The organism is Paenibacillus hubeiensis, assembly GCF_032334105.1.
GTDB classification, from domain to species: Bacteria; Bacillota; Bacilli; order Paenibacillales; family Paenibacillaceae; genus Paenibacillus; species Paenibacillus hubeiensis.
The window spans coordinates 260,708-281,847 of the sequence record NZ_JAVYAE020000005.1 but is presented as its reverse complement, the minus strand read 5'-3'; the positions used below and the strand labels follow the sequence as shown (position 1 = coordinate 281,847).

Annotated in this window: 14 protein-coding genes; 12 read left to right on the top strand and 2 right to left on the bottom strand. The window is 52.0% G+C overall.

All coding sequences use genetic code 11. The annotated features are described in order from the left end of the window. Nucleotides 1-19: 19 nt before the first annotated feature. Nucleotides 20-2,146 (bottom strand): endonuclease MutS2, encoded by a 2,127-nt coding sequence (locus tag RSX24_RS16505; RefSeq protein ID WP_343261222.1) that lies wholly within the window; start codon nucleotides 2,144-2,146, stop codon nucleotides 20-22. A gap of 644 nt (nucleotides 2,147-2,790) precedes the next feature. On the opposite strand from RSX24_RS16505, the gene RSX24_RS16500 reads away from it, so the two are divergent. The 11 genes from RSX24_RS16500 (at nucleotide 2,791) to RSX24_RS16450 (ending at nucleotide 18,261) form a co-directional block, all read left to right on the top strand. Continuing rightward, entirely contained in the window at nucleotides 2,791-5,130 is a 2,340-nt protein-coding gene (locus tag RSX24_RS16500; protein ID WP_343261221.1) for a helix-turn-helix domain-containing protein, read from the top strand. Nucleotides 5,131-5,524: 394 nt separating this feature from the next. After that, the gene (locus RSX24_RS16495) at nucleotides 5,525-6,478 is read left to right on the top strand and encodes an ABC transporter permease (RefSeq protein ID WP_236415522.1); all 954 of its coding nucleotides are present in this window, start codon (nucleotides 5,525-5,527) and stop codon (nucleotides 6,476-6,478) included. A gap of 45 nt (nucleotides 6,479-6,523) precedes the next feature. Next, a complete protein-coding gene (locus RSX24_RS16490) occupies nucleotides 6,524-7,396 on the top strand; it encodes a carbohydrate ABC transporter permease (RefSeq protein WP_236415524.1) in 873 nt (290 codons plus the stop codon). A 56-nt stretch (nucleotides 7,397-7,452) separates the two neighbouring features. Continuing rightward, nucleotides 7,453-8,955, top strand: a complete 1,503-nt coding sequence (locus RSX24_RS16485) for an extracellular solute-binding protein (RefSeq protein WP_236415525.1) — start codon at nucleotides 7,453-7,455, stop codon at nucleotides 8,953-8,955. A gap of 23 nt (nucleotides 8,956-8,978) precedes the next feature. Further along, complete coding sequence (locus tag RSX24_RS16480; RefSeq protein WP_343261220.1) at nucleotides 8,979-10,082, top strand: glycoside hydrolase family 88/105 protein; 1,104 nt, start codon at nucleotides 8,979-8,981, stop codon at nucleotides 10,080-10,082. A 70-nt stretch (nucleotides 10,083-10,152) separates the two neighbouring features. After that, nucleotides 10,153-11,664 carry an extracellular solute-binding protein gene (locus tag RSX24_RS16475; protein ID WP_343261219.1) on the top strand — a complete coding sequence of 504 codons (1,512 nt, stop codon included), beginning with the start codon at nucleotides 10,153-10,155 and terminating at the stop codon, nucleotides 11,662-11,664. A 330-nt stretch (nucleotides 11,665-11,994) separates the two neighbouring features. After that, complete coding sequence (pulA, locus tag RSX24_RS16470) at nucleotides 11,995-14,895, top strand: type I pullulanase (protein WP_343261218.1); 2,901 nt, start codon at nucleotides 11,995-11,997, stop codon at nucleotides 14,893-14,895. 262 nt (nucleotides 14,896-15,157) lie between these two features. After that, the gene (locus RSX24_RS16465) at nucleotides 15,158-15,793 is read left to right on the top strand and encodes a 50S ribosomal protein L25 (protein ID WP_343261217.1); all 636 of its coding nucleotides are present in this window, start codon (nucleotides 15,158-15,160) and stop codon (nucleotides 15,791-15,793) included. Nucleotides 15,794-16,070: 277 nt separating this feature from the next. Then, nucleotides 16,071-16,589: a hypothetical protein gene (locus tag RSX24_RS16460; RefSeq protein WP_343261216.1), complete on the top strand. Its 519-nt coding sequence runs from the start codon at nucleotides 16,071-16,073 to the stop codon at nucleotides 16,587-16,589. A 272-nt stretch (nucleotides 16,590-16,861) separates the two neighbouring features. Then, nucleotides 16,862-17,827, top strand: coding sequence for a helix-turn-helix transcriptional regulator (locus tag RSX24_RS16455; RefSeq protein WP_339274189.1), 966 nt, complete (start codon nucleotides 16,862-16,864; stop codon nucleotides 17,825-17,827). 50 nt (nucleotides 17,828-17,877) lie between these two features. Then, nucleotides 17,878-18,261, top strand: coding sequence for an HIRAN domain-containing protein (locus RSX24_RS16450; protein ID WP_339274187.1), 384 nt, complete (start codon nucleotides 17,878-17,880; stop codon nucleotides 18,259-18,261). A gap of 38 nt (nucleotides 18,262-18,299) precedes the next feature. On the opposite strand, the gene RSX24_RS16445 is transcribed toward RSX24_RS16450, so the two are convergent. Further along, nucleotides 18,300-19,400, bottom strand: coding sequence for a glycosyltransferase family 4 protein (locus RSX24_RS16445; protein WP_236415540.1), 1,101 nt, complete (start codon nucleotides 19,398-19,400; stop codon nucleotides 18,300-18,302). 465 nt (nucleotides 19,401-19,865) lie between these two features. Here RSX24_RS16445 and RSX24_RS16440 point away from each other — a divergent pair, with 465 nt between their 5' ends. Beyond that, nucleotides 19,866-20,684 carry a TerC family protein gene (locus tag RSX24_RS16440; RefSeq protein WP_236415542.1) on the top strand — a complete coding sequence of 273 codons (819 nt, stop codon included), beginning with the start codon at nucleotides 19,866-19,868 and terminating at the stop codon, nucleotides 20,682-20,684. Nucleotides 20,685-21,140: the final 456 nt, after the last annotated feature.

Genomic DNA, 21,140 nt, shown 5'->3' with positions numbered 1-21,140 from the left:
CAGTATAACAGCTTCGGCTTCAATGTTCAGGAGGCGTTTCGATGATCAATCCATCCACGTGTTTTCTCGCCATCTGTTTACGTTTTTTTCGGTTCTCTTTGGTATCCAGCACGATGTCGAGATCGTAGTGATCCAGATCGGGATAGAGCTCTTCCGCAGCGATGTGCAGCGTCAGCCGTTTTTTGTGGATTTTGATTTTGTTTCCGCGCATCAACACACCGATGTTTCCGCGTTTGTCCTCCGTTTCGTACACTGTGCCCGTCTCGTTCAAATAGGCCGCGAATACACGGTCGCCTTTTCTGAATGCTTTGGTCCGGTGAGTGGATTCAGATTCATCCGAGTCCGAGGCTGGCTGTGTATCGGTCCGCTCGGGAACGGCGGCATCCCATTTCGAAGGTCGCTTGGCATGCTGCGGCCCTGCTTCAGTCTGAGACCGCGCCGGGATTGGAGCGAAGGCGGACGTCTGCCCGGAGGCATGATGGTCCGGATGCCCCAAGCCCTGCTGAGAAAAACGTTGTGCTTCCTGAACGGAACGCTGATCGCCTGGTTGGCTTCCTGAACGGGGGCGAATGGAATCCATTTCTTGTTCAGAAACATCTCGTCGTTCCTTTTTCTCCGTTATTCCATGAGAAGAAACCGCTTTGGAACGTTCGATGATGCGTTCCGGCATGCCAAGCTTTTGCGCGATGGCGTAGGCGTAACTTTCGCCCGCTTCTCCGATCCGCAGCCGGTAAAGGGGCTGAAGGGAGACGGTATCGAATTCCATGCGCGCATTTTCGAATCCAGGCGTCGCCGCAGCGAAATGTTTGATCTCGCCGAAGTGGGTCGTTGCCACAACGGTGGCTCCCCGGCGGTGAAGCTCTTCAAGCATGGCAATGGACAACCCGACGCCTTCGCCGGGATCCGTACCGGAAGCCATCTCGTCGATCAATACCAGCGTGGATGGGCCGGCTTGCTCCAGAATGCCGATCATGTTCCGAATGTGGGCAGAGAAGGTGCTGAGCGCCTGTTCCATGCTTTGTCCGTCTCCAATATCTACCGCCATCTCTTCAAAGACGGCCATCTCGCTGCCTTCCGCAACAGGGACGAGCAGACCCGACTGCATCATGAGTGTAAGCAAGCCGAGCGTTTTGAGCGCGACCGTTTTGCCGCCCGTGTTCGGACCGGTGATGATCAGCGACGAGTAACTGTCCCCGATGGAGAAATCCAGCGGAACCATGGATTTGCCCATTAACGGATGTCTTGCCTGCAGCAAACGGGTGCGCCCCTCAGTATTGACTCGCACGACTACGCCGTCCACGCTTGCGGCAAATTTGGCTTTGGCAAACAGAAAATCCAGTATGCCTACCGTATCCACGTTAAGCTTGATCTCGTGGCTGTAGGATTCGGCCAGCGCGGTCAGGTCGCCCAATATTTTCATCTCTTCCCGCGATTCTTCCGCCTGAAGCGAAGACAGCTCCATTTGCAGCCCGACCAGCTCGGCAGGTTCGATGTAAACGGTTTGGCCGCTGCCGGACTCATCCAGCACGCTGCCCTTCACCTGTTTGCGGAACTCCTTTTTGATCGGCAGCACTGCCCTGCCGTTCCGTTGGCTGATGACATGCTCCTGCATGATCGAGCGGTGTTTGCTTACCAGCGCGTCCAGCTTTCGTTTCATGCGTTCGCTGCTGACAGCCATTTTTTTGCGGATGCGGGCCAGTTCCTTGCTGGCATGGTCCTGGATGCGCCCGGCGTGGATGGAGCGTTCAATCTCGCCCAGCAGCTGCTCCATTTGCATCATGGAGGCCGCATAACGGCTGACCGTAGGCGCAACCCCCGCTTTGCCCTCCATGTATTTCATCAGTTGGGCGCAGCTTCGCAGAAACTGGGCCAGATGACCGAAATCCTGTTCGTTGAACAAATATCCGGTACCAAGCAGATTCATGATGGTCTCCATGCCATCGAGTGAAGGGATGGGCACACTTGCTCCGTAACGGATCAAGGCAACGGCTTCGTCGGCCTCCCCAAGTCGTATTTGGATCATGCGGGCATCGGCGATCGGTTTCATGTCCTGGGCGTGCTTTCTGCCGAGATAGGACAGGGCACAGCCGGAAACGAGCTGTTGAATTCGATGATAATCAAGACGCTGCAGCGTTTGTTCTTTCATAAGGGAATCTCTCCTCAGTATAGATTTGGTATCCTCTCTCGTTTTCGCATCACGGTGCAAGGTTTGGCCCGGAAACGCAAAAAAGGGCGAAGAATGAACATACGTCATTCTCCGCCCGCATACTGTACGGGAAAGAAGGGCAACCGGACCCAAACAAGAAAAACGTCAATTGTGAAGCATGCTGAAGATGCATACACAAAAGAGAGGCCGCGTTTCGCGGAGTTTTTCTTGAACGGCCAGAAAGAAGCTGCACGGAAGCTGCACACCTTTCTGACACAAAAAAACCGCACTGAACAACAGCGCGGTATTGGATCCGGTCCCATAACAATCCCGAAGATGATGGTTGATATCCGCTGTTCTTAACTAAGTACAGGGTTCTGGCGCAGCAAGAAACAAACATACGCCATTTGGGCATATGCACAAGTGCAAGGCCATAATCCTGAATATGAAGCTAATTAGTTAAGAACGCTCACCGACATCAAAATCTCTCCTTACGATTGAGGATATGCTTACACTATAAACTGGAAAATGCTCTGAAGTCAACAATGAATAAGAAATAGTGGACTTGAATAACGATGGGTTTTAAAATAACAATAGTAAATTAATCCAATGAAAGCGATATTATACAAAGGAGGTTGCTCTACTTGCCCAAATATTTGCTGCGATTGCTGTGCTTTACGATGATTCTTGGGGCTCTTCCGGTGATCGTGATCGGTTCGGTGTCCTATTCCATTGCTTCCCAAGACATTGAACAGAAAGTGCGTGAGAGCAATCTGCAAATTTTGCACCAGACCCAGATGAGAATGGAGCAGGTGTTGAGTAGCCTTCAGTTGTCCTCCATCCAATACGTGAATTCTCCGCTGGTGCTTCAAGCGATGAAACAGCCGCTCGACAGCAGCGAATTTGAGGAAATCAGGGATCTCACATCCGGGTTCAACAACCTGCAAGCGGTTACAAGCATTGATCAGGCTTATTTGGTCAATCTGGAACAAGACTGGGTTGTCTCCATGCGTTCTTTTGGCAAAGTGGACGATTTCAGCATACGCGACCGCGTCGATTCTTATTTGACATATACGAACAGTCTTTTTTGGGTCACGCGGAATGTGCATTCGGCCAAGGAGAGCGTGCCGGTATCCGCAGGAATGAACGAAACCGGGCAAGACGTCTCCCCGCCAAGCCTGATCTCTTCGGATAACGTGGTTAGCATGGTATTCAAAATTCCGATGGTGCCGGGCAATGTCAAGCCCAAGGGGTTCTTGGTCATCGACATCGCCGATGCGGAACTGGGTGCGTTCTTGAGCCGCAATCCCAACTCCGGCGATATGTACGTGCTGGACAAGGAGCGCCATTTCTTTCTGGACGATGTGGAGCAAGGAGAGAAATATGAGCTCCTGAACCGTGAAATCGATCAAAAGATTCGGTTGGCCGGCGAGACCGAGGGCTTTTTCAATGCAGAGGTGGGAGGCAAGCCGATGGCTGTCAGTTACAGACAATCACCGTTAAACGGCTGGTTGTACGTATCGGTGGTATCCCTCGACCAAATTACCGCCCAATCGCGAAAAATCGCGATCGTTACGGGCGTGGCGACCTTGGTCATGTTGTGTGTTACCGGCCTGGTTGCCGTGTATGGCAGTCGGCGGATGTACTCGCCCATTTCAAGGCTGCTGCAATTTACCAAAGGCCTGGATTCCCCTTCGGCGCAGGCGAATCGCAGGCAGGATGAATTCGGGTACATTGAGGAACAGCTGCAAACCCTGTTCAGCTCGGAGAAAACGTTGCGAGAGCAAATGAAGGGGCAGCACGTGCATTTGCAGGAATTTTTTATGACGAAGCTGTTAACCGGCAAAATATCCGAGGAGGATTTCAGATATCAGGGGCAACGGTATGATTTTCCCACAGATTGGTCCAGGCTGGGCGTGTTGACGCTGCAGATCGATACGATGGAAGGGACCAGGTATGAAGAGCAGGATCGGGATTTGCTGTTGTTTGCCGTGACCAACATGGTTGAGGAGCTGCTGCCTCACGAGATGCGATTTACGCCGATCATGATCGATGATGCGCAGGTGACGGTGTTGGCCTCCAAGCTGGAGGACGAGGCTCAGCTGAAAGCATGGATGCATCAGCAGGCAGAGGGCATAAGGGAGCGGGTCGTGACCTATCTGCAATTGCCGGTGAGCATCGGCATCAGTCGTGCCTATACCGCGATCGGGGATACGCCGCAGGCTTACCATGAGAGTCGAGAGGCCCTGCGCGGAAGGGTAAGCCTGGGCAGCCGCATTATTTTGCATTATGAGGATATTCAGCCGCGAGGTCGGACCGAAGCGGCGCTCTATACCCAGCTGCGCATGATCGAAGATCAGTTGGCTTCCGCATTGAAGCAAGGGGATCAGGACAAGACCGACGAATACTTTGCGCAATATTTGGCTTTGCTCGCAGACAAAAAGCTGCATTTCAGCGAATATCCCGTCATTATGGTGCAGCTGCTGTCCAGGGTGTATCAGCTCGTTCAGGAGCAGGGAGGAGACGTGGCCGAGGTGCTCGGCGAGAAAGCATCGATGTCACGGTTATTGAAGTTATCCACGCTGGACGAAATGACGGGTTGGTTCCGCCGCCGTCTGTTCGAGCCTGTGATCCGCTTTTGCCATGAACGGGAAGAATCGCAATACATGAACATTGCCCATCGCATGATCCGGTTGATCGAGGAACGGTACGATCGTGAGTTGTCGCTTGAGGTATGCGCCGAGGAGCTGAATTTTCATCCGGTATATTTGAGCCGTGTGTTCAAGAAGGAAGCCGGCGTGAATTTTACCGAATACCTTGCCGAATACCGCATGGAAAAAGCCAAAACGTGGCTGCAGACGACCAACCTAAAAATTTCGGAAATCGCGGAAAAGTTGAATTATACGAATCCGACGGCGTTTATCCGCACGTTCCGCAAAATTACGGGAACCACGCCGGGGAAATACCGCGAGCAGCAGAGATGACCCTGCGTCGGGAAGCCGGCTGGGGATTTCGCGGAAATTGCCGGAGTCCTGTCTGGTTGCCTCCTGAATGGGCTTGTCCTTGCAACGAATATAAAGCCTGCTACGCCTGCCATGGCGGGCAGGCTTTTTTCGGTGATTCCGTCCCCATAACAGCATGCAGCAAGCCGCTCACCAGCATGATTCCCGGCCGGTTAAGGTCGGAGGATGCAGGTTAAAAACGGTCCATCCCGCTTGGAAACGTCATTGCCGAAAACGATGCAAACCCTTGCTGCATAAGGAAAAACAAGAAGCTAAAACAAGATGATAGCCAGTTACCCGTTTATCCCCGACAATGAGAACATGAATTTCAGGAAGTGATAAATGTAATCGTTTCCAAAGTGGGGAGGAAGACACTATGAAAGCCGAAACGGCGGCCCGGACAAAGCCCGCTGCTCGCAGTGACAAAACCTTGTTGTGGAGGGAAATCATCAAAAACCGGTGGCTGTACATCATGCTGCTGCCCGGCGTGCTTTACTTCATTATTTTCAAATACATACCCATGTATGGCATCACGATGGCGTTTCAGGATTATACGCCATACAAAGGCATCTTCGGCAGCGACTGGGTCGGGTTCAAGCACTTCCAGCGTTTTTTCGGGGAACCTCAATTCTGGATGCTTTTCCGCAATACGTTTTTGCTTGCGATTTATAACCTGATCTTTTTCTTTCCGCTGCCGATCGTGCTTGCGCTCATGTTGAATGAAGTTAGGCGGGAGCGCTTCAAACGGTTCGTGCAGACGCTGGTATACGTGCCGCATTTCGTCTCATGGGTTGTCGTTGTCGGCGTATTCTACATGTTGTTCACGACCGAAGGCGGGGCCATCAACGAGATGCTTTACAGCCTGACGGGGCAGAAAATCGCCTTCCTGCTGGAACCGGGCTGGTTCCGTTCGATGATCGTGGGACAATCCATATGGAAAGAGGTCGGCTGGGGCACGATCATATTCCTTGCGGCGCTGTCCGGCGTGGATACGCAGCTCTATGAAGCTGCCCGCATCGACGGAGCCAACCGCTGGCGCCAGACATGGCACATTACGCTGCCGGCCATCCGCAGCACCATCATCATTTTGCTCATTCTCCGTCTGGGCAATTTCCTGGACACGGGCTTTGAACAGATCTTCCTGATGCTGACGCCAACCAACCGGGACGTGGGCGAAGTCTTCGATACCTACGTGTATACGAAAGGTCTCACCCAGGCCCAATACAGCTATAGCGCCGCGGTAGGTCTCTTTAAATCGGTCGTCGGACTGGCGCTGGTGCTCGGTGCCAACAGGCTCGCCAAAAAATTCGGGGAGGAAGGCGTCTACTGATGCAGTGCATTGGACGTTCTTTACCAGACAGGAGTGAACTTAACCATGCAACAGGACAAAACGTGGGGTAACCGAATCTTCGATATCGTCAACCATGGCCTTCTGCTGTTGATCGGTATCGTGACCGTCATCCCGTTTATCTACATTCTGGCGGTATCCTTTACGAGCCCGCATGAGGTGGCCAAGGGCGGTTTCATTCTCTTTCCGAAAGAGTTCTCCTTGGCGGCTTACCGGTACATTTTTTCCACGGATACCCTGATTCGCAGTTTGGGCGTATCCATCTACATCACCGTGGTCGGCACGCTGATTAACCTGCTGTTCACGTCGCTCATGGCCTACCCGTTATCCCGCAAATATTTGCGCGGACGCCAGGCGATCCTGCTCGGCGTATTGTTCACGATGCTGTTCAGCGGCGGCATGATCCCTACCTATTTCGTCGTCAAATCGCTGCATCTGACCGATACGCTGTGGTCGCTCATGCTGCCTACGGCTATCAGCGCATTCAATCTGATCGTGCTCAAAAACTTCTTCCAGGCCATTCCTGACGAGCTGGAGGATGCGGCCAAGATCGACGGCTGCAACGACGTCGGCGTGCTGTTCCGTGTCGTGCTTCCCTTGTCCATGCCGGCGATGGCAACCTTCTCGCTATTTTACGCCGTTGCCCACTGGAATAGCTTCTTCAACGCGATCATCTACATCAACGATAGCGAAAAGTGGCCTGTGCAGGTGTGGCTGCGCGAAATCGTCATTTTGGCCCAGAGCCGGATCGGGGATACCAGCATCGAAGAGACGGAAATTCAGCCGCTGACCATCCGGATGGCCGTCATCGTCTTTTCCACGTTGCCGATCATGATCGTATATCCGTTTCTGCAAAAGCACTTTGCCAAAGGGGTGATGCTGGGTTCGGTAAAAGGTTGACCTTAATTTGCATGCGAACGTCAGGACCGATTAAAAAGGGGAGGTATTCATTTCTTATGAAAGCAACGAAAAAGAAAGCAGTGGCTGTACTGAGCACGCTGGCATTGGTAACCGGTTTGCTGGCAGGCTGCGGCGGGTCGGACTCCGGTCAGGCGGCGGAAGGCGGGGTTCAGAACATATCCATCGCCATCGCCCAAGTCGGCGACGTGCCGGCCAAAGGCAATGAGGTTCAGCAGAAAATCGAGGAATACACAAACACCAAGCTGGACATTCAGTGGATTCCCGCATCGGCGTACAACGACAAAATCAACGTCATGATCGCCTCCAGCGACCTGCCCAAAATCGTGAAGGTCCAGTACACGCCGACCGTGACCAATGCGATGCGCAATGACGTCTTTTGGGAAATCGGCCCGCTGCTGAAGGATTACAAAAACCTGTCCGCCCAGAACGAGCGCTTCTTCGAAAACGTCAAGGTGGACGGCAAAATTTACGGTGTGCCGGTATTCTCCGACATTGCCCGCGCGACGGTCATTTACCGGAAGGACTGGTTCGACAAGCTGAACCTGAGCGTGCCGACCACGCCGGACGAATGGTACGAAACGATCAAAACGCTGGCTACTTCCGATCCGGACGGTGACGGCCAGGACAATACGTTCGGGCTGATGCTGTTCAAGAAGTACAATGAGGACCAATATTCCTTCACGACCCGTCTCGGAGTCAGCTTCGGCGCGCCGAACAAGTGGAAGGTCGAGGATGACGGCAGCTTCACTCCCGAGTTCATGACACCGGAATACAAGCAGGTGCTGGATCTGCTGAAACGCCTGTACGACGAAAAATTGCTGAACCAGGACTTTGCCGTATTCGATTCGACGGAAGCGGAGAAAAAGTATGATTCCGGCCTTGTTGGCATGCGCATCGGCGTGGCCCAGAACGGCAAGAGCCAGCAGGAGCGCCTGTCCAAAAACGTGCCGGACGGCGTCGTGGACATTGCGGGACTCTTGGGTGTGAATGGTGACCGCGTAGCGGGGCAGACGGGCAACTCCGGCATTTTGGCTTTCCCGAAAGCAACCGTGGGTTCGGAAGAAGAGTTGAGAAGCCTGCTTTCTTTCCTCGACAAGCTGATGGAGCCTGAAATGGCCACACTTCTGATGCGCGGCATTGAGGACAAACATTTTGTCAAGGTTGGCGAAAACGAAGTGGAGATGAGCGATTTCGATGCGTTCCAACGCGAGGTGAAGCCGTATCGCGATAATCTGCCTTACGTCGAGGGTTATAACGTGCCCAAGCTGAAAGATACCGAACTGGGCGAGAAAGGAACGACGCTGGCCAAGGAACTGGCAGAGCATGCCGTGCCGAATCCCGCGCTGACGCTCTATTCCCCGACCTATGGCGATCGCGGGGCGGATCTGGACCAGATGATCGCGGATGCCCAGACGAAATACATCATGGGCAAGATCGACGAGAACGGCTGGAACCAGGAGATCGAGAACTGGAAGAAGGCGGGCGGAGACAAGATTCGTGAGGAATACGCGGAAGATTACAAAAAACAAGCTCAATAAGCAGCCGGAAGCGGAGGATGTCCATGAAGGAAACGTTGCAATTCACGCCGGTACGCATGGCAGAGCAATTTATGGAAAGTTACCGCCAGCATGAGCTGTATGCGAAATGGCACTATGAGAACGGATGCGTGTTGAGAGCGCTGGAAGAGCTTTATTTTCGCACAGGGGAACAACGGTACTTCGACTACATCCGCGAGTTGATGGACCACTTCATTCTGGAAGACGGAACGATCCGCACATACAAAGTGGAGGAATATAATCTGGACCAGATCAATCAGGGAAAATCGTTGTTTCTGCTCATGGAAGAAACGGGGGAAGCCAAATATCGCAAAGCCGCCGATCTGCTGATGGTCCAGTTAAAGGGGCAACCGCGCACACGCGAGGGCGGGTTCTGGCACAAAAAAATCTATCCGTTCCAGATGTGGCTGGACGGCCTGTACATGGCAACGCCTTTCTTGACCCGATACGGCGCGGCAACAGGGGATGGGCAGTGGTTCGACAAAGCGGCCTTGCAGCTGCTGTTAGTCGAGCGGCAAACGCGGGATCGGCGCAGCGGGTTGCTGTACCATGCATGGGATGAAAGCCGGGAACAGCGCTGGAGCTCGGGCGAGACCGGCTGTTCTCCGCATGTCTGGAGCCGGGCGATGGGCTGGTACGTCATGGCGGTCGTCGACACGCTCGATCATCTGCCGGTAGATCATGAACAGCGAGGCCAGATCGTAGGCATTTTTGAGCGGATCGCAAATGCGTTGGTGAACGTGCAGGACCAGCAGACCGGCCTGTGGCCGCACCTGCTGGATCAGCCGGGCCGTGAACGCAATTATTTGGAAGCTTCGGGCAGCTCCATGTTTGTGTACGCGCTGGCAAAAGGCGTTCGAAAAGGCTATCTCAGCGATACATTCAAGCCGGTTGCGGAAAAAGGATACCATGGCCTGGTACAGCATCTCTTGAAAACAGACCGCGAAGGCATGCTCTCCTTGACCCAGTGCAATGGAGGTGCTGGGCTTGGGGGTACTCCGTATCGTGACGGTTCATACGAGTATTACGTGACCGAGTCGATCCGGATCAATGATCCCAAATCGGTCGCTCCGTTCATTTTGGCAGGGACAGAGTTGGAACTGGCGTAAGGCCGGTTCCTTCTTCAACTCAATTATGATAGCGCATTCATAATATGGTAACCCAAAGGAGAGATGGTTCATGAGCCCACGAGTACGGATGTCCCGATTAGGCGCGGGGATGATGGTCTTGACCTTGTCCGCCGGATTGTTGGCAGGATGCGGAGGCGAAAAGGCGCCTGCCGAGGGGGAAGGCCCGTTTCCCATCAACATTTCGTTGATGCAGGTGGGCGACGTGCCTGCCAAGGAAAACGGGATCGAGAAAAAGATCGAGGAATATACGGGTACCGATCTGAATGTACAGTGGATACCGCAGTCGGCTTTTGACGACAAAGTCAACGTCATGGTGGCATCCGGCGAAATGCCCACCATCATGCGGGTGAATTATGTGCCAACCACGTTTAATGCAGCCCGATCTGGATTGTTCTGGGAACTGGGCCCTTACCTGAAGGATTACAAAAACCTGTCTCCCCAATCGAAGGCGTACTTCGACAATATCAAGATTGACGGCAAAATCTACGGCATTCCCAATTTCCGGGACATTGGCCGTACGGCGATCGTATACCGGAAGGATTGGTTCGACAAGCTGAAGCTGGACGTTCCGAAGACGCTGGACGACTGGTACGACATCATGCTGGCGATGCGCAAAAACGATCCGGACGGCAACGGCAAGGAAGATACTTACGGCACGTTGTTGTACAAAAAGTATAATGAAGGCGTGTCCTCCCCGCTCACGCGCATTGCTGTAAGTATTGGCGGCGTAAACAAGTGGGGCGTGGACGAGGCAGGCAAACTCACTCCCGAATTTCTGACGCCAGAGTATGTGGACACGATGAAGCTGTTCAAACGCTTATTCAGCGAAGGGCTGATCAACAGCGATTTTCCGGCCCTCGATCCTTCGGATGCGGACAAAAAGATCGACTCCGGCCTCGTCGGCATGAAGCTGAACGGCGTGGCCCAGAACGGGAAGTCCTTCCAGCAGCGTCTGACCCCCAATGTAGCGGACGGAGAAATTGACGTGGTTCCGTTCCAGGGCAAGGACGGCATACGCATTGCCGGCGAGCCAGGCAACTATGGCATGCTCGTGATTCCAAAAGCTTCCGTGCCGGACGAGGAGCAGTTGAAGCGGGTGCTCACCTTCCTTGACCAGCTTCTGGACGAAGAGTTAAGCACGTTGCAATTGCGCGGGCTTGAGGGAGTGCATTATACGAAAACGGCGGACGGCAAAACCGAATTCAAGGACTTTGATGGGTATCAACGCGAGGTGAAGCCGTACCGCGATAACCTGCTTAACATCGAAGGTTATAACGTCGCCGAGCTGGTTGATCTGCCCATCGGCATGAAGGGAACCAAAATGGCGCGCGAAAACGAGCAATATGCCATTGCGAATCCTGCGTTAACATTGTCATCGGATATCTACACCGAGCGCGGGCAAGAGCTGGATCAGATGATCTGGGACGCCCAGACCAAATACATTATGGGCAAAATCGACGACGCCGGCTGGGAGCAGGAGGTTGCGAACTGGAGAAAATCGGGAGGCGACCAGTTGATTCAGGAACTGGAAGCTTCCTATGCCGAATTGAACGGGAAATGATCCCGTAAACAAGTGACTGTAAACAGGCCGTGTTTCACGTCATCAAGACGTGAAGCATGGCCTGTTTTTGGTTTCCTGCTTATGGACGTGGCTCAGAACGGGTATACAAAGAAGAGCGTGCATTTCGTAGATTCATTCTCTTTTTTTTATCAGGAAAGTCACAAACGTTGTCAATCTGAGGCGCTTGTTTACATATGCTGATTCTGGAAGCGATTGCTCTTCAACCAATGATGATGCTATGGCAAGCGGAGATTCAGCCGATATGTGATGCATGGTCCTAGGTTGACAAATGGCGTCCCGGTCCGTAACATCGGGACGAAACCGAAATTCATGGATACAAAGGCGGTGGGAACGATGCTGGAATGGACCGAATTTCGTTATGAGGGCAATGATCTTGGTTTAACCTATACCCGTGCTGCAAGCACGTTTAAGCTGTGGGCGCCCACAGCTCGGCAGGTTACGCTGCTGATTTTTGATGAGCAAGGGACTTATGGTGAGGATGGACGGGTAACCGAACATGAGGGCGGAATTTCCCATACCATGACTCGAAGTGCCGAAGGGATATGGAGTCTGCGCTTGGAGGGGGATTGGAACAGCCATTATTATATGTACCGACTCGTTCACGAGGATGGGCGCATTGCCATTGCGCCGGACCCTTATGCGCACGCGGTCACAGCCAATGGGCAGCGCACGGCCATTATCGATATGGACGCAACGAATCCTGCTGATTGGGAGAATGATGCCAGACCCGCATTTTTGCATCCGATTGATGCCGTCGTTTACGAACTTCACGTTCGCGATTTCTCTTCCGATCCCCAAGCTGATATTCCGTTTAAAGGAAAATATCTGGCCTTTGCTGCATCAGGGCTGACGGATCGGGACGGAAATGCCATCGGGGTGGACCACCTCGCCGAATTGGGGATTACCCATGTGCATTTGATGCCTGTCGCGGATTACCAAACCGTGGATGAACTGCTTCTGGCGGATGCGGGTCCCCATGAAAGGCTGCCTTACAATTGGGGTTACGATCCCCAGCATTACAATGTGCCGGAAGGATCGTATTCGACCGATCCGCGGGACCCTTCAACAAGGATCCGCGAATTCAAGACCATGGTCCAATCCCTGCATAGGCAAGGCATTCGCGTCGTGCTTGACGTGGTATACAATCACACGTTCAGCGTGAATGAAGGACCTTTCGACCGGATTGTACCGGGGTATTATTACCGTTATTGGGAGAACGGGACGCTTAGTAACGGATCAGGGGTTGGCAATGAGCTGGCCACGGAGCGGCCGATGGTGCGGAAATACATTTTGGATTCCCTGCTTCATTGGGCAGAAGAATATCATGTAGACGGATTTCGTTTCGACCTAATGGGGCTGATCGATACGGACACGATGAACGAACTGACGCGAGAATTGAAAGAGAGAATTGATCCGGCGATACTGATTTATGGCGAGCCATGGACGGGCGGGGATTCGCCCTTGAATCGAAAAACGCTCAAAGGCGCCCAACGCGGTCAAGGCTTCGCCGTGTTCAACGATCATTTTCGTGGAGCCATTAAAGGGGACAGTGACGGTGCAGACAAAGGATTCGCTACCGGAGCCGGCGGCAAGGAGAAAGACATCGTCGCAGGTGTTGCGGGAGCCATCGACGACTTTACGATCACGCCAGCGGAAACGATCAATTATGTTACGGCCCATGACAATCTCAATCTATGGGATAAAATCGCCACGACGATGAACTTGAGGCCCCAGCTTGGTTTTCCCGAATGGCAAGGGGGACAGCCGGTTGGCGGCGGGAGTGCGGAATCCGCAGTAAGGGCAGCAGACCCGTATCGTTTGGTGGATGAAGAAGATGTGCTGGAATGTGATATGGTTCGGCGTTCGTTGTTGTCTTCAGGCATTGTGCTGACCTCGCAGGGGATTCCGTTTCTGCATGCCGGAGATGAGATGCTGCGCTCGAAGTTTGGCGACCAGAACAGCTATCGCAGCGATGATGTGGTGAATTCGATCGTTTGGAAAAATAAATCCAGGTTCAGGGCCGTATTCGACTATTATCGCGGGCTGATTCAGCTGCGCCGGACGCACCCTGCCTTTCGCATGATTCATGCGGATCAGATCAGGAAGCACCTGCAATTCCTCCGGGCCGAAGGGCAAATGGTTGTTTTTATGCTTAAGGACGGAGCCAACAAGGATAGCTGGAACCGAATCGTTGTCATCTACAATGCTTCTGCCCAGCCTCAGCCGTTAACCCTGCCTGAAGGGACTTGGCATGTGGTCGTCAATGACCGGCGGGCCGGCACGGAGGCGATTGACAGCGTGCAAGGGACTGTGCTGGTTGAGCGTTTGTCGCTGATGGTGTTATATGACATGGAGCAGGCAGGCGTTACCGAACCCGCCGTGATCGAAGTCAATGCTCCGCGGCAGGCGTATAGCCCTGGCGAGAAGGCAAGGATACGCGCCGTCGTGCTTGACAGTTTGGGCAATGTAGTGCCGAATGCGAAGACGACGTGGACGTCTTCGGCCCCCGAGGTGCTCCGGATCGAAGAGGATGGAACGATCGAGGCAATCCAAGCCGGAGATGCGGTCATTACGGCCCGATACGGAGATATCGCTGCTTACAGTCTATTGCTGGTCGAAGAGCGATATGCCGAACGGCTCGAAATTGTTGGAGAAAACGTGTTGTATACGACGCGCATTAGCCGGCTGAGGGCATTGGTGCTGGATCAGTTCGGTCAGCCTCTATCGGGAGTGCGCGTTCGCTGGCACTCTTCGCATCCGGAAACGGCCGCGGTCAGTTCCGCCGGGATCGTTCGCGGTTTGGCACCTGGCCATGTCCGGATTACAGCGGAGACGGAAGGAGTCCGGGGATCGATCGACATTGCGGTTCATAGGCAGACGTCGCGGTTGGTCACGCTTCGGTACGAGCGTCAGGATCGGCAGTATGACGGATGGGATGTATGGGTTTGGGGCACGGGCATGCAGGATGGCGCCGTGCGCCTGGAAAGGAACGGCGATGCGGCGGAGGCGCGTTTCCGGGTGGCCTCCGGTCTGCAGCATCTCGGGCTGATCATTCGCCTGAATGAATGGGAGGCCAAGGATACGTGCGGCGACCGATACGTTGATATTACGCCCGAGGACGAGAATGTGCTGATCGTCGTCCAGAGTGGTTCCGACCATATGCAGGTGATACGCGATGCAGGGAGAATGAACGATCTCAGCAGTGCATAATGCTTCATAAAGAGTCATGTATGTATTTGAGCAAAGGCAGCCGGAGGATCTCCGGCTGCCTTTGCCGTGAACATCGGAGCCGATTGGCAAAGATGGATTAATGTGAAAAAATGAGCGGATTAACGTTTGAGATGCGGTGGCTTTGGGGTAAGTATAGATATGGCCCGAATGATGGCCGAAGATCATATTGTCGTGCAAAAGAGAGACCTGTGTGTCAAACGAAAAACCTTGGCGCATGGACCATGAAGGAGGATGTTCAATCATGAAATCCAACGGAGAAATGGCTCAACTGACGGCTACACCCAGAACCGAAAAAAAAGGCGCCGCGCTGCGCCTGTTGAGACAAGGCGGCCGGATTCCAGCGGTAGTGTATGGACCGGGAATCGAGGGAACCGCCATACATGTCGATGAAAAAGAAATGCTCAAAGTGGCCCGAACCGGTCGTTCCGAAATGTTCAACCTTGAACTGGAAGGCGGAAAAAAAGTGCCTGTTCTGATCAAGGACCAACAGGAGCGCAACGGCCGCCTGCTGCATGTGGACTTTTTGCAAATATCGAAGAATAAACCGGTTTCGGTCAGCATTCCGCTCGATTTCCAAGGGACGGCTGCCGGTTCCAAAGCGGGCGGCGTATTCCAGTCCCAGGAGGTACAGCTCGAGGTCGAAGGTTTGCCTGCCGATCTCCCGTCCTCCATTGAAGTGGATGTTAGCGGCCTGGAGATCGGGGATCGTCTGACTGCTTCCGACATTACCCTTGCCAAAGGGCTTAAACTGGTGACGCCTGCAGATTCCATCATTGCTTCAGTCATGCCGCCGCAAGCTTCGATTGATGAAGAAACAACCTCTGAAGAGGCTGATGCAGAATCGGCAGCTTCCGGAAAAGATATAGAAGAAGCATAATGTGTGATGGTTTCGAGGTGCTTGAAACCTGTGGCCCGGTCTTCCGACCGGGCCTTTTTGCCGCCTTGATCATGACAAAAGGCTTCGTCAATGTGGCAATGGTTTGACATATGTTTTTTTATATTACGGCGAGTTGGAAAATTTGGAGACGAATTGGGATCGTTTGCGTAAAATAAAATATGTCGCCCTGGAATGGAGACATTTATTGGTTACCTTCTTTATCTAACAAGAGCTTCTGCTAAGGGCACGGAGTAAATGAAGAAAGAGGTTTGATGGCATGTTTGATCCAACCATTTACGACAATTTGAAAGTGGGGTTCGAGAACGCGCTTTATGATCTTGACAACTTGGACGAAATCATCCAGGTTACAGGCAGAAAGGATATCTTCGAGATGGCTGCAATGTCCAGGGAACTTGTTCTTCAATGCTGCCTGAGAGGGCAGCCGCAGGTGACGGCAGAAGTGATCCTTAAGAGTTCGCTCTCCGATCTTGCGGCTGAAATATTGGAAACGCCGGACAGCCGACCTGGCTGCCGTTTACAATTACGCTATGAGCTGCTGGTTCAGGATCCGGGAGCGTCTTGTCCGGCGATTCGTTCCATCCTGGACGAGGGTTGGCCCGGACAGCGCGTCGAGCTAGAGGTTCATTATACATACGGGGGATCCGATGGTTACCGCATTACAGCAGATGTTCATTTTGTCCGCACCGTGAATGAAGAGCAGATGGAAGATATCACAGAGCTGTGTGACCATATGATCAACGTGCTCCCCCCGCTGCTGCAGCTTAGCCATTCATAAATCCGAAAAGCCCTGTTTCTTGATTCAAGAGACGGGGCTTTTTTTGTCGATTCAACCCTTTTGCGTATAGGCTAATAGGCGTAGGAACGCGAGATCTCCGCAAAAAATTTACGCAAGCAAGTAAGGGAAGGTATATTGGGATAGCGGGATAAGTGCAATCGGACTATGCCTGGAGGGTGAATTTGCGAAATTGATGTTGGGTCTAAAGATTTATTTCAGTACTAAAGGAACTAGTTTTCCTTGCCGATAAAATATCGAAGGGGAGAAACTGCATGACAGAGAAATTAATTCGTCTGCTGCGCATACTTCAAGCTATACAAGCGAATCCCGGAATTTCAGCCAAGGAATTGGCTTTGAAATGCGACACCACCGTTCGTACGATCTATCGAGATCTGCGGATTTTGGACAGGGTGGCCCCCATTATCAATGAGGGTTATGGAAAGGGTTATCGTTTTATAGGCGAGTTTGCCTTATATCCCTTGAACTTTACCGAACAGGAGGCGATGGTATTTTCCATGCTTCCGTCCGTGGTGGATACTTCGCAGCTGCCGGCTGGATTTGACTCGGCATTTGACAAGGTTATTTCGGCTCACACCAAATCAAAATCAAAAAATAATGAAATCGTGGAAAACATTGCAGGCATTATTCGCATGGGTACTCCCGCATATCGGGAAGAAGGCAAAGATCCCAATCTGCTCATCCCCATTATTGAAGCGATCCTTGATCAGCAAACGATTCGAACCCAGTATCATACGCTTACGAACAATGAAATTACAGTCAGGGATATTGATCCCTATTATTTGATTCCGCGCGACCAGCGTTTCTATCTCATCGGTTACTGTCATATGCAGCAAAGGGTAAGATTGTTCAGAATCAGCCGTTTTCTCGATGTTTTGCAGACCAACAAGCATTTTGACAAGAGTGATTTCAATATCATTCAATATATGAAAAATACGTGGTCTGTCGACCGTGGCGACGAACATATTCATTTCAAGGTGAGATTTACCGAAAAAATAGCTCCCTACATAAAAGAAGAAGAGATGTTTGTCCGTCCGCGAATGACAGATCTGCCCGATGGCAGCTTGTTGTTCGAGGTAACGTTAAACAGCAGTCGAGAGTTTCTGCAATGGTTGTACCAATACGGACCTGAAGCAGAGGTCCTCGAGCCCCGGGAATATCGCAGAGAGATCCGGAATCAACTGATGGAATGGTTGAAAAGCTATGAGGGTGATCATTAGTTCAATCCCCTGTCCGGACAGGAGAAATAAACAACAGAAGGAGCAATATGATGATCAAATTATTTGTGGCCATGCAAGGAATGGAAAAGTATCATGGCACGGAAGCGTTGAATGTCGGAGATACTCTCTTTTTGGTCAAGGATCCGGATAACCGCACGGACCGTCAAGCCATTAAAGTCGTCATGCCGCCGATCGGCACTGTCGGTTATATCGTAAACAACTCGCTTGAAGTGCCCCATGGATGCTGGACAGGCAGCGGGGTATATGACGTATTCCACCAACAGACCTGTGCCAGAGTGCGATTCTGCATGAAGGACCTGATCATTCTGGAGATGATTGAAATGATGCATGTGCCCATTCCCCATATGGATTCGTTTATCAAGGGCCGGAAGATACAAGGCACAAAGCACGAGGGCAGAACAGGAGGGCAATAACATCATGCTGAAAAAAATTCAAAGGAGCTCATTCGCGGCTATCCGCGAATGAGCCGGGTATACGCTGCTTCCAGGTGCATGGCCGTACGTGACCAACTGTATCGGCTGACTGCGCAAATCCTTCCTTTTTGGCCCATGCTTTGGGCGAGTTCAGGGTTGGATGCGAGCTGATTCAGACGCAGGGCAAACGATTCCGGTTTGTCGTAGGCATACACCAGATATCCTTCGTTTCCAGTCTGGATGATCTCGCGAATACCTCCGTTGTCCGATGCAATGACGGGCAATCCGGATGCCATGGCTTCAACGTTGACGAGGCCAAATGCTTCATGTTTTTGCGATGGGCAGACGATACAATCGGCAGCACGATATAATCGTTCCATCCTTTCATGGGCGATCTGTCCGCAAAAAGTTGCCTGGACCTGTTTTCTGTCAGCTAAACGCCGCAGCTTGCGAACGTAACTTGGCGGCCCTTTACCCGCAATCAACAGCTGTACAGGGTGTTTCTGCTGAAGGATGGCGACGGCTCGAATGAGAACATTCACGCCTTTGCGAGGGATGAGTCTTCCTGCGTAAAGAACGCAAAACGGTTGGGTGACCCCTAGTTGTTTGCGCAGCTGTTCTTTCTCGGCACGGCTTGCAGGAGCAAATCGATTCAAATCGGTTCCGAGCGGAACGATGCGCATGTGCTGTTTCAAAGAAGGAAATCTGCGACCAAGCCGCTCCTTAAGCGATCTGCTGTTGACGGCAATCAAGTCCGCCTGGCGAAGCATCGCCAGTCTGGACGCCCCCGGTTGTGCAAAGGTGAGGGAATGCAGGTAAAGCACAACCGGAATGTCGGGCAAGCTTCGTTTGATGGTAGCCATGGATCGTGGCCGGTTATCGACCTGGATCAGGTCGAAGGCTTCATTTTTCAATACACGGAGCACCGCCCTGGTATAACTGTCCGGGCTTGGAGCAGGAACGCGGCGAATGGTGATGCCTTGCCGTTGTTCTTTCTGCGGAAATCCCGGCACCGTGCGGCTAATAATGGTGACTTCGTGCCGTTCAGCGAGTTCGCGGGCAATGGCCAGAATGCAGATTTCAACAGATCCGTTTCCGGGCAGAGGCAGCTTTTCGGGTGCAACCATCGCTATTTTCATTCGCAGGTCCCTCCTTGTCCCGCATTCCCAATATAAGGTTCTCCCTATGATATGCCGGCTTCAGACGTTTTGACCCCATGCAACCAAGGTCGCCGCAGTACGTAATAAAATGAGACGCCGATTCCACGCGTTCAACGTTCTCTCAAAAAAAACGTGGGGCCTGCCCAAATAAAGCTTGACTTCAAATGTCGTAATGAATATGATTAAAGCAGGTTATATGAAACATTGAAATGATTCAACTTTGAAAACTACATATCCTTCGTTAAAGGGGAGTAGCTTTTACAATAAAGTCGTCAATTCGGGATGTCATCCCCGGCTTTATTGGCAGCGTTTGTTGTTAGCGAGACCTTTACCAAGTTGTTATGCTGGGTAAAGGTCTTTTTATATGTCAAAAAAAGGATCTTTGCCAGCGATGGTAAAGGTCCTTTTTTTTGTACATCCTATAGAACCTAAGGAGGAGTCATTTTGGATTTGTCATTATTGTTGGAGTATGGTTGGGTATTAATTGTACTCGTTGTATTGGAAGGACTTCTGGCAGCGGATAATGCCTTGGTCCTGGCAATCATGGTTAAGCATTTGCCTGAGGAAAAGCGCAAAAAAGCGTTGTTTTACGGTTTGCTCGGCGCCTTCATTTTCCGTCTGGGCTCATTGTTCCTGATTTCGTTCCTCGTTGACGTGTGGCAGGTTCAGGCCATCGGTGCATTGTATCTGCTGTACATTTCTATTAACCATATCGTGAAAAAAATAATGAGCGGCCGCAATAAAACCGATGAAGCGGCAGAAGAAGCTCCTAAAAAGCCCAAAAAACAATCCGGTTTCTGGATGACCGTGTTTAAGGTCGAGGTCGCGGATATCGCTTTTGCCGTTGATTCCATCCTGGCGGCTGTCGCGCTGGCCGTAGCCTTGCCTCCAAGCGGGCTGCCCAATATCGGGGGGTTGGATGGAGGCCAGTTCATCGTGATCTTCCTTGGTGGGTTTATCGGTCTTGTCATTATGCGTTTTGCTGCTTCGTTCTTTGTCAAATTGCTTCATTCCCGTCCTGGACTGGAAGTGGCCGCGTTTGTCATCGTTGGCTGGGTAGGGGTCAAGCTGGCCGTAATTACGTTGGCTCATCCGTCTCTCGGCGTGTTGGATGAACATTTTCCGGAAAATAAAATCTGGAAATTCGGGTTTTACGTCGTGTTGATCGCCATCGCTTTGTTCGGTTGGTTCATGTCTTCCAAAGTTCCGGAGAAGGAAGACGAGAACCCGGTCGGCGAGGTCGAAAAACAAGCGGGCTTGTGACGCAAAATGTTAGCCGCAGCATGACATGCACGATTTCCAATCGGCATGAGGCAGGAGTTCGGAAGAACTCCTGTTTTTTCTTTTTCCAAGAAAAGGGTTGACAATCTGAAAGGCACCAGCTTAATATGGTTTATAACAATTCATGAAGGGAGGCTGAAGGACATGATGGTGGGTTATGATTTCACCCAGGCACAACGCAGCACGTTTACAATTTCATATCCTGCTCATTGTCTCTTTGGCCTCTTACGGGCGACATAGGAATGGCGGCATATCGTTTGGAATCAGGGAGCGTTATTTCCCGGCCGTTTCGGTGTGCCTCACGTAACCTATATCATGATGAATCATTGACTGCGGCATGCGAAATGCCGTCCTTGTCATTCATCGTTGTACTTCAAGAAGCCATGGGCAATTTGTCCATGGTTTTTTTGTGTTTTTAATCCAATGGACGTTAACGGG

Bases quoted from the DNA above. Each gene is read 5' to 3' on its own strand.
- RSX24_RS16505 (WP_343261222.1), bottom strand. From the start codon at position 2,146: ATGAAAGAACAAACGCTGCAGCGTCTTGATTATCATCGAATTCAACAG.
- RSX24_RS16495 (WP_236415522.1), top strand. From the start codon at position 5,525: ATGAAAGCCGAAACGGCGGCCCGGACAAAGCCCGCTGCTCGCAGTGAC.
- RSX24_RS16490 (WP_236415524.1), top strand. From the start codon at position 6,524: ATGCAACAGGACAAAACGTGGGGTAACCGAATCTTCGATATCGTCAAC.
- RSX24_RS16485 (WP_236415525.1), top strand. From the start codon at position 7,453: ATGAAAGCAACGAAAAAGAAAGCAGTGGCTGTACTGAGCACGCTGGCA.
- RSX24_RS16480 (WP_343261220.1), top strand. From the start codon at position 8,979: ATGAAGGAAACGTTGCAATTCACGCCGGTACGCATGGCAGAGCAATTT.
- RSX24_RS16475 (WP_343261219.1), top strand. From the start codon at position 10,153: ATGAGCCCACGAGTACGGATGTCCCGATTAGGCGCGGGGATGATGGTC.
- pulA (WP_343261218.1), top strand. From the start codon at position 11,995: ATGGATACAAAGGCGGTGGGAACGATGCTGGAATGGACCGAATTTCGT.
- RSX24_RS16465 (WP_343261217.1), top strand. From the start codon at position 15,158: ATGAAATCCAACGGAGAAATGGCTCAACTGACGGCTACACCCAGAACC.
- RSX24_RS16460 (WP_343261216.1), top strand. From the start codon at position 16,071: ATGTTTGATCCAACCATTTACGACAATTTGAAAGTGGGGTTCGAGAAC.
- RSX24_RS16455 (WP_339274189.1), top strand. From the start codon at position 16,862: ATGACAGAGAAATTAATTCGTCTGCTGCGCATACTTCAAGCTATACAA.
- RSX24_RS16450 (WP_339274187.1), top strand. From the start codon at position 17,878: ATGATCAAATTATTTGTGGCCATGCAAGGAATGGAAAAGTATCATGGC.
- RSX24_RS16445 (WP_236415540.1), bottom strand. From the start codon at position 19,400: ATGAAAATAGCGATGGTTGCACCCGAAAAGCTGCCTCTGCCCGGAAAC.